We start from the raw sequence: 8,441 nt of genomic DNA on the forward strand, positions 1-8,441 counted from the left end.
TGCTGGGCTCTGCGCTGTGGGTGGGAGAGCGGATGCTGGCCCGCGACGACAGCACAGTCACGGTGCAGGCAACGGCATCGCAATGGACCTGGCATTTCGTCCAGCCCGGTCCGGACGGAGAGCCGGTGCGGACACAGGGCATCCTTTATGTCCCGGCGGGGCAGGCCTTTGACGTGGCCATCACCTCGACCGATGTCATCCACAGCTTCTGGGTACCGCAGCTGGGCGGCAAGATGGACGCCATTCCGGGCCATCCCAACCTGCACCGGTTGATGGCCGACCGTCCCGGCACCTATGAGGGCCTTTGCGCCGAATTCTGCGGCAATGGCCATCCCTTCATGCGCTTCGAGGTGGTGGCCTATGATCCGGCAGGCCCGCTGCCCGATTTCGCCAGTGCCCAAGGGCCGATGCTGGAACAACCCTTGTGGCTGACCGAGCGGCATTTCGACGCGAACACCGACGCCGATGATGCGTCCACGACTTCTGACGGGGCCCGCCCATGACCGATGCAAGCCTTTCCTCGGCACCGGGCGCTGATGCGACCGATGCTGCCGTGACCATTGCCCCGAACGACCCCCAGCGCGCGCTGTTGCTGCACCGGGAGCTGGACCGGGTCTGGTCGGACCTGCCGGGGTGGCGGGGTTTCTTCACCTCGGTCAACCACGGAACGATCGGCCTGCGCTTCATGGTGACGGCCTTTGTCTTCTTCGCCTTCGGCGGCGTGCTGGCGATGATGATCCGTGCGCAGCTGGCCACCCGCGAAGGGGCGTTCCTGGACGTCGAGCTGTATAACCAGATCTTCACGATGCACGGCAGCATCATGATGTTCCTGTTCGCGATCCCGCTGCTGGAAGGGCTGGCCTTGTGGCTTTTGCCCAAGATCCTGGGCGCACGGGACATGGCCTTTCCGCGTCTCAGTGCGCTCGGCTATTTCTGCTACCTGTTCGGCGGCACCGTGATCGTGCTGTCGCTGCTGTTCGGGGTGGCTCCCGATGGCGGGTGGTTCATGTACGTGCCCCTGACGGACAAGACCTATTCGCCCGGCGTCAATGCCGATGTCTGGCTGCTGGGCGTCACCTTTGTCGAGATCTCGGCCATGGCGGCGGCGGTCGAGATCACGGTGACGATCCTGCGCTGCCGGGCCTCCCACATGCCGCTGACGCGCATGCCGCTGATGGGCTGGTACCTTCTGGGCACGTCGGTGATGATGCTGGTGGGTTTTCCGCCGCTGATCCTGGGGTCGATCCTGCTGGAGGTGCAGCGCGCCTTCGACTGGCCGTTCTTCGATGTGGCGCGGGGCGGTTCCCCGATGCTGTGGCAGCATCTTTTCTGGCTGTTCGGCCATCCCGAGGTTTACATCATCTTCCTGCCGGCCGCAGGCGCCCTGTCCACGATCATTCCCGTCATGTCGCGCACGACGATCCTGGGCTATGGCGCGCTGGTGGCGGCGGTGATCGGGCTGGTGTTCCTGTCCTTCGGCCTTTGGGTGCACCACATGTTCACGGTGGGCATCCCGCACATGGCGCTGGCCTTCTTTTCGGCCGCATCGGCGCTGGTGGCGGTGCCGACGGCGGTGCAGATCTTTGCCTGGATCGGCACGATGTGGGAAGGGCGCGTCCAGTTCCGACTGCCCATGCTGTATGTGATGGGCTTCTTCGCGACCTTTGTCATGGGCGGGCTGACGGGTGTCATGCTGGCCATGGTGCCCTTCAACTGGCAGGCGCATGACACGCATTTCGTGGTGGCCCATCTGCATTACGTGCTGATCGGCGGCTTCGTCTTTCCGATGCTGGCGGCCGTGACCTACTGGATGCCGCTGATCTGTGGGCGCTGGCGCGTGCGTGGCTTGGGCGAGGCGGCCTTCTGGCTGATCTTCATCGGCTTTCACGGGACCTTCTTCATCATGCACCTGACGGGCCTGATGGGCATGCCGCGCCGCGTCGGCGTGTATCCCGGCAACCCGGAATGGGAATGGCTGAACCTGACCTCGTCCATCTTCGGGATGATCCAGTCGGCAGGGTTTGCGTTGTTCGCCTTTGATGTCTTCATGCAGTGGATGTTCGGGCGTCGCAGCTGGCGCAATCCATGGCAGGCGACGACATTGGAATGGGCGATGCCGCTGCCTGCGCCTTCCTACAACTTCGCCTCGCTGCCCGGGCCGCGGCAGCCCGATGCGGGCGGGATGCTGCCCCTGGCGCGGGGCGAAGGGCTGTTGCCGGGTGCACCGCGTGGCTGGCGTGAAACGCTGGTGGTCGAACCCGGCAGCGGACGCCCTGACCATGTGGCGGTTTTGGCGACCAACACGGCACTGCCGGTGGCCACATCCGCCGCCATCGGCAGCTTTTTCGCGGCGATGCTGGCGGGGTTCTACTGGCTGGCGCCGCTGGGCATCATCGCCACCCTGATCGCCGCGTGGCGGTGGGGCGCCATCATGGGGGTCGAGCGTGACCTGCCTGCCGCCCATGTCGCACCGGGACTGGAACTGCCGCTGCATTATCAGGTTCGCAACACGCTGGCCTATACCGGCTGTGTCGCCTTGCTGATGGCCGATGCGACGCTGTTCGGCTCGCTGCTGTTCGGGGTCGGTTTCCTGACCGTCGTGGCGCCGAACTGGCCGTCCCCCGAAAGCACCATCGCCATCTGGCCGATGCTGGCCCTGTCTGTCGGGGCCTTGGCGGCGATGGCATTCGGCATGTTGTCTGCGGTTCTGGCCGAGACACGGCGCGCCGTTGCGGGCGCACGGCTTTGGACACGGCTGGGACTGCTGTCGAATGGCGTGGCCCTGGTGCTGCTGGGGGGGCTGGTCTTCGGGCTGGACGACCCGACCCGGCATGCGCGTGACGCGCTGCGCGGCGCGACGGTGGGCTTTGCGGCCGTACACGGCGTGATCGCGCTGATGCTGGCGCTGCGTTCGGATGTCGATGCCCGCACGGGCCGCATCAGCGCGCAACGGCGTGGGGCCACTGCCGTCTGGCAGCTGTTCCAGCTGTTCTGGCTGGGAACCTCGGCGGTGTCGTTCGCGCTGATCCTGGCGCAGGAGGTGCTGGAATGATCTGGCTGCTGCGCGCCCTTGCGGGGCCGATCCTCTGGGGAGCCTTGTTTTCGCTGGTCTATGCGCTGCACGGGACAGGCTGCAACCTGGGCTGGACCGAACGGCCCGTCCTGTTTTCCGACCTGCATCACATGGCAATGTGGGCCGCCTGGATCGCGGGGCTGGTACTTCACGTGATCCTGGTCGTGACCATGCCCACCGGTGATGGCGTCACGCGCAGGATCATTACCCTTGGCTCGTGGATCGGCCTTGTCGCCAGCGCATTCACCCTTTTTCCGGTCGTTGTCACCTCGACCTGCTTCTAGTGATTGAGCGTTCGCGGCCCGTTGTGCTAGGGCCGGGCGCGCCGCCTGCAGCCGCTGAAAGGTCACGCCATGTTTCCCCCTCGTCCCGCCCCCCTGGCCGAACGATGACACCCGCCGCGCGTATTGCGGCCGCCGTTACGGTCCTGGACGATATTTTGGCCGGCGCCCCGGCCGAACAAGCCCTGTTGCGCTGGTCGCGCGGCAGCCGCTTTGCCGGCTCGGGTGATCGGGCCGCATTGCGCGACCTGGTCTTCGGGGCGCTGCGGCGGCGGGACAGCCTGGCCGTTCTGGGTGGTGGCCTGACGGGGCGCGGTCTGATGATCGGCCATGCCAAGCTGGCAGGACTGGACCCGGTGACGCTCTTCACGGGTCAGGGGCACGCGCCCGCGCCGCTGACTGCGGAGGAGGAGACCATGGCCCCCAAGGACCTTCCTGACGACCTTCCAGACTGGCTGCGCCCCGACTGGCAGCAGGCGCTCGGACCAGATGCCGGAACGGTGGCCGCCGCCATGACCCAGCGCGCGCCCGTCTGGTTGCGCACGAACATGGCCCGCACGACGGCCGAAAAGGCTGCGGCGGCCTTGCAGGCCGACGGGATCACGACCGAGCAGCATCCCGAACTGCCCTCGGCCTTGCGGGTCACGGAGAACGAGCGGGCGGTGGCTCGCTCCGGTCCCTACCGGGATGGGCTTGTCGAATTGCAGGACCTGTCGCCGCAACTGGCCTGTGCCCTGCTGCCCCTCCGGGCGGGCGACCATGTGCTGGACTATTGTGCGGGCGGCGGAGGCAAGGCCCTTGCGATTGCATCCCTTGAGCCGGCTGCCCGCATCAGTGCGCATGATGCCATTCCGGCCCGCATGGCCGACCTGCCGGCACGGGCGGGGCGTGCGGGCGCCCGGATCAAGGTGGTGACCCGTCCGCAGGGCACCTTTGATCTGGTGGTGGCCGATGTGCCCTGTTCGGGGTCAGGAACTTGGCGGCGGACCCCGGATGCCAAATGGCGGCTGACGCGTGACCAGCTTGATCAGGTCGTGGCGCTGCAGGCACGCATCCTCGATCAGGTGGCGCCGCTGGTGCGACCGGGTGGCCATCTGGCCTACATGACCTGTTCGGTGCTTGATGCCGAAAACGACGCACAGGTCGCTGCCCTCGAGACGCGCGGTTGGCGGTTCCGGCTGATCACGCGCCGCCTCTGGACCCCGCTGACGGGCAGCGATGGCTTCTACCTGGCCGTTTTGCAGGCCGCACATGAGGCGGATTAACGCAATTTTAAATCGGAAAGCGTTAATTTTGGAATCGTCGCAAGGCAGAAGGACGATTCTCATGACGCATCTGGACGAACAGGCAGGCTTGCCTCCGGCCGCCTTGGCGGCCTTGCCGCTGTTGTTGCTGCCTATGGTGCTGGGTGCGGCAATCCTTGTGATTGCACCCGGGGCGGCCGAAGGTTTCACCGGGCTGCTGATGGCGACGGTCGCGGTCGCCTGGTACCTGCTGGGAGGAGCGGTTTCCGTGGCGCAGTTTGCGCGTGGCATGGCCGCGCGCCGCGCCATCCGGGCCATCCGCAGCGAGGTGGCGGCAGCCTCCGACCCGATCTGGCTGTGCGATCCACAGGGCCAGGTCCTTTACCAGAACAACGCGGCCCTGCACGGATACGAGGATCTGACCGGCCGGCCAATCCTGGCGCTGATGTCGCGGCTGCGCGCCGATGCCCCGGGCCAGATGGCCGAGTTTACCGCCCGCGCCATGCGCCTCGGAAATGCCGAGATCGAGCTTGACGGCGGGGACGTGCTGTCGCTCAGCTGCCAACCGGATGCGCCGCTGCAGATTTGGGCCTTTCACCGCGCAGGCGCCATGCTCGAGGCGCACGAAATCGCGCGGGCCCTGGATGACGACGATACCGACAACTTCGACGCCATCCCGATTGCGTTGCTGCGCCTGACGGCCAATGGAACGATCACCCGTGCGAACATCCATGCCCGCCAGCTGCTGGACGGCATGCTGCAGCCCGAAAACAGCGGCCAGAACCTGGCCCAGTTGCTGGAAGGTCCGGGCCGCCCCCTGGCCGATTGGCTGGCCGATCTTCTGGCCGGCCGGACCATAAACCGGTCTGAAATGTTGCGCCTGCGTCATCCGGACAGCCGCGGAAACGACATGCGCGACCGTCACCTTCAGCTGACGGCCGCTCCGGACCCCGCTGATCGAGACTGCCTGATCGCCGTATTGTCGGATGCCAGTGCCATGAAGACGCTGGAGGCGCAGTTCGCCCAAAGCCAGAAGATGCAAGCCATAGGCCAATTGGCGGGCGGTGTGGCGCATGATTTCAACAACCTGCTGACGGCGATCAGCGGTCACTGCGACCTGCTGATGCTGCGCCACGATAGGCATGACCCCGACTACGCCGATCTGGACCAGATCAGCCAGAACGCCAATCGTGCCGCCGCCTTGGTGGGCCAGTTGCTGGCATTCTCGCGCAAGCAGACGCTGCGGCTGGAAACGCTGGATTTGCGCGACACTCTGGCCGACCTGACCCATCTTCTCAATCGCCTCGTGGGAGAGCGGGTGGGACTTACCATCACCTATGATCCGGCGCTTCGCGCCATTCGCGCAGACAAGCGCCAGCTGGAGCAGGTCATCATGAACCTTGTCGTCAATGCCCGCGATGCCATGCCCGGCGGCGGTGATATCACCGTGCGGACCGAAAACCTGCACCTGAAGGCGCCGTTGGCGCGTGACCGCGTCACCCTGCCATCGGGCGACTATGTCTGCATCAAGGTCACCGACCAGGGCTGCGGCATTGCCGCCGATCACCTGAACAAGATCTTCGAGCCCTTCTTCACGACCAAGCGCCTTGGCGAAGGAACGGGCCTCGGTCTTTCGACCGCCTACGGAATTGTCAAGCAGACGGGCGGCTATATCTTCTGCGACAGCACGGTCGGACAAGGCACCTGCTTCTCGATCTACTTCCCGGCCCTGGCACAGCAGGCCGCCAGCATTACGCCCTTGCCCACCCCGGCCACGATGGCAGCGCCGCGGCTGCAGGCCGGGCCCCGTGCAACGGTCCTTCTTGTCGAGGACGAGGCGCCTGTGCGTGCCTTTGCCTCGCGCGCGTTGAAGCTGAAGGGACATGACGTGCTGGAGGCGGCTTCCGGAGAGGCCGCGCTGCGCCTGCTGCAGGAAGGCGAGCGTCAGATCGACATTTTCGTCACCGACGTGGTGATGCCCGGCATGGATGGTCCGACTTGGGTTCGCGAAGGCCACAAGCTGGTGCCGTCCGCGCGGGTGATCTTCATGTCCGGCTATACCGAGGATGTCTTCGTGGACGGTCAGGTTCCTGTCGAGGGCGCAGCCTTCCTGGCCAAACCCTTTACTCTGAACGAGCTGACCCAAATGGTCGATGCCCAGTTGTCACGCCCGCAAGGCGGACGCCTGCACTGATAAACCTTCAAAGGGTTTGATAAAGGTCCAGGTCGCGCGCCATCGACGCGCGCAGCCTGACCTCGGCCTCGGGGTCAAGGTGGACGTCCACACTGGGCGGCACGTTGATACGGGGCAGCTCAATCGCGCAGTCCAGCCGGCCTTCGAGGAAATCGACGAAATCCTGGATCTGTTCGTAACGGAAGATACGGTCGACGCGCGCCTGACCGTTTGTCAGAAATCCTGCCTGCGTTCCGACGCCCGTGGTCCCGGGACCTTCGGGACGGGCGTATTCCCTGACGAAGTCGGCAAAGCCCACACCCTCCATGATGGGATGCGGATCATCGATGTCATCGCGGAGCTTGAAGCGGTACCAGCTGCGCAACCATTCCACCGGTTCCCGCATCAGGGCGACGGTCGTGAAAGCTTCCCCGGCCTGCGCCTCGAGCCATGGCCCGAGATGACGACGAAACGTGCCGATATCGGTGTGCTTCAACGTCGCGGGACGCTGCAGCGAGGCGGAGGCAAGCGACTCCAACGCCATCTCGATAGCACTGGAGCCCGCCTTGGGCGTTGCAAGGAAGACCAGCCTTTGGTCCCAGAAAATCAGCATGTTGTACAGCCTTGGTCCAGTGCCCATATTTGTGTTGCGGCCGTGGATAACGGTGCGCCCCGGGGCTGTAAACGCTTTGTTAAGACCTGTTCGGCAAAGCTGCAGCGGGAGGCGGGAATTCACCTTGGCGTCCTTGAAAAAAGGAGGCCGATGACGCATCTAATGGGAACAGGACGAGAACATCCGGTCGGTCGAAACGATTGCCCCGCCCGGAGCGCTGTGAAATAACGATAGGGATCACATGGCACAGGCGAGCATCTTCGACATGACGGACAAACGCAGCGCGGACAAGCAGAAGGCCTTGGACAGCGCCTTGGCCCAGATCGAACGGCAGTTCGGCAAGGGCTCGATCATGAAGCTGGGCAAGGACAGCCCCGTGGCCGAGATCGAGTCGACCTCGACCGGTTCCCTAGGTCTGGACATCGCGCTTGGCATCGGCGGCCTGCCCAAGGGCCGCATCATCGAGATCTTTGGCCCCGAAAGCTCGGGCAAGACGACGCTGACGCTGCATGTCGTGGCCGAGGAACAGAAGAAGGGTGGGGTCTGCGCCTTTGTGGACGCCGAACATGCACTGGACCCGCAATACGCGAAAAAGCTGGGCGTGAACCTGGACGAACTGCTGATCAGCCAGCCCGACACCGGCGAGCAGGCGCTGGAGATCGTGGACACGCTGGTGCGTTCAGGCGCGGTCAGCCTTGTGGTGGTGGACTCGGTCGCGGCACTGACACCCAAGTCCGAGATCGAGGGCGACATGGGCGACATGCAGATGGGCAGCCAGGCCCGCCTGATGAGCCAGGCGATGCGCAAGCTGACCGCCAGCATCGGCCGGTCGAACTGCATGGTCATCTTCATCAACCAGATCCGCATGAAGATCGGCGTCATGTTCGGCAATCCCGAGACGACGACCGGCGGCAATGCGTTGAAGTTCTATGCCTCGGTGCGCCTCGACATCCGCCGCACCGGGCAGATCAAGGACCGCGACGATATCGTCGGCAATACGACGCGCGTGAAGGTGGTGAAGAACAAACTCGCCCCGCCGTTCAAGCAGGTCGAATTC

The 8,441-nt window shown here is 65.0% G+C and carries 7 protein-coding genes; 6 read left to right on the forward strand and 1 reads right to left on the reverse strand.

The features are described from left to right. From ACLHHB_RS05960 to ACLHHB_RS05980, 5 genes are all read left to right on the forward strand, one after another. On the forward strand, window positions 1-503 hold a 503-nt coding region (locus tag ACLHHB_RS05960; protein WP_410217364.1), incomplete at its 5' end, for a cytochrome c oxidase subunit II. Next, the gene (gene ctaD, locus ACLHHB_RS05965) at window positions 500-3,052 is read left to right on the forward strand and encodes a cytochrome c oxidase subunit I (protein WP_410217365.1); all 2,553 of its coding nucleotides are present in this window, start codon (window positions 500-502) and stop codon (window positions 3,050-3,052) included. The genes ACLHHB_RS05960 and ctaD, both read left to right, overlap by 4 nt. After that, window positions 3,049-3,357 (forward strand): hypothetical protein, encoded by a 309-nt coding sequence (locus tag ACLHHB_RS05970; protein WP_410217366.1) that lies wholly within the window; start codon window positions 3,049-3,051, stop codon window positions 3,355-3,357. The genes ctaD and ACLHHB_RS05970 overlap by 4 nt, the downstream gene beginning before the upstream one ends. 104 nt (window positions 3,358-3,461) lie before the next feature. Further along, complete coding sequence (locus ACLHHB_RS05975) at window positions 3,462-4,619, forward strand: RsmB/NOP family class I SAM-dependent RNA methyltransferase (RefSeq protein WP_410217367.1); 1,158 nt, start codon at window positions 3,462-3,464, stop codon at window positions 4,617-4,619. Between the two features lie 61 nt (window positions 4,620-4,680). Continuing rightward, window positions 4,681-6,792 carry an ATP-binding protein gene (locus ACLHHB_RS05980; protein WP_410217368.1) on the forward strand — a complete coding sequence of 704 codons (2,112 nt, stop codon included), beginning with the start codon at window positions 4,681-4,683 and terminating at the stop codon, window positions 6,790-6,792. A 7-nt stretch (window positions 6,793-6,799) separates the two neighbouring features. On the opposite strand, the gene ACLHHB_RS05985 is transcribed toward ACLHHB_RS05980, so the two are convergent. Further along, a complete protein-coding gene (locus ACLHHB_RS05985; protein ID WP_410217369.1) occupies window positions 6,800-7,384 on the reverse strand; it encodes a hypothetical protein in 585 nt (194 codons plus the stop codon). A gap of 241 nt (window positions 7,385-7,625) precedes the next feature. Here ACLHHB_RS05985 and recA point away from each other — a divergent pair. Beyond that, window positions 7,626-8,441: recombinase RecA (recA, locus tag ACLHHB_RS05990; protein ID WP_410217370.1), on the forward strand; the 816-nt coding region annotated here is incomplete at its 3' end.

It is taken from the genome of Paracoccus sp. (in: a-proteobacteria) (assembly GCF_046462195.1).
In the GTDB taxonomy this organism is placed as follows: domain Bacteria; phylum Pseudomonadota; class Alphaproteobacteria; order Rhodobacterales; family Rhodobacteraceae; genus Paracoccus.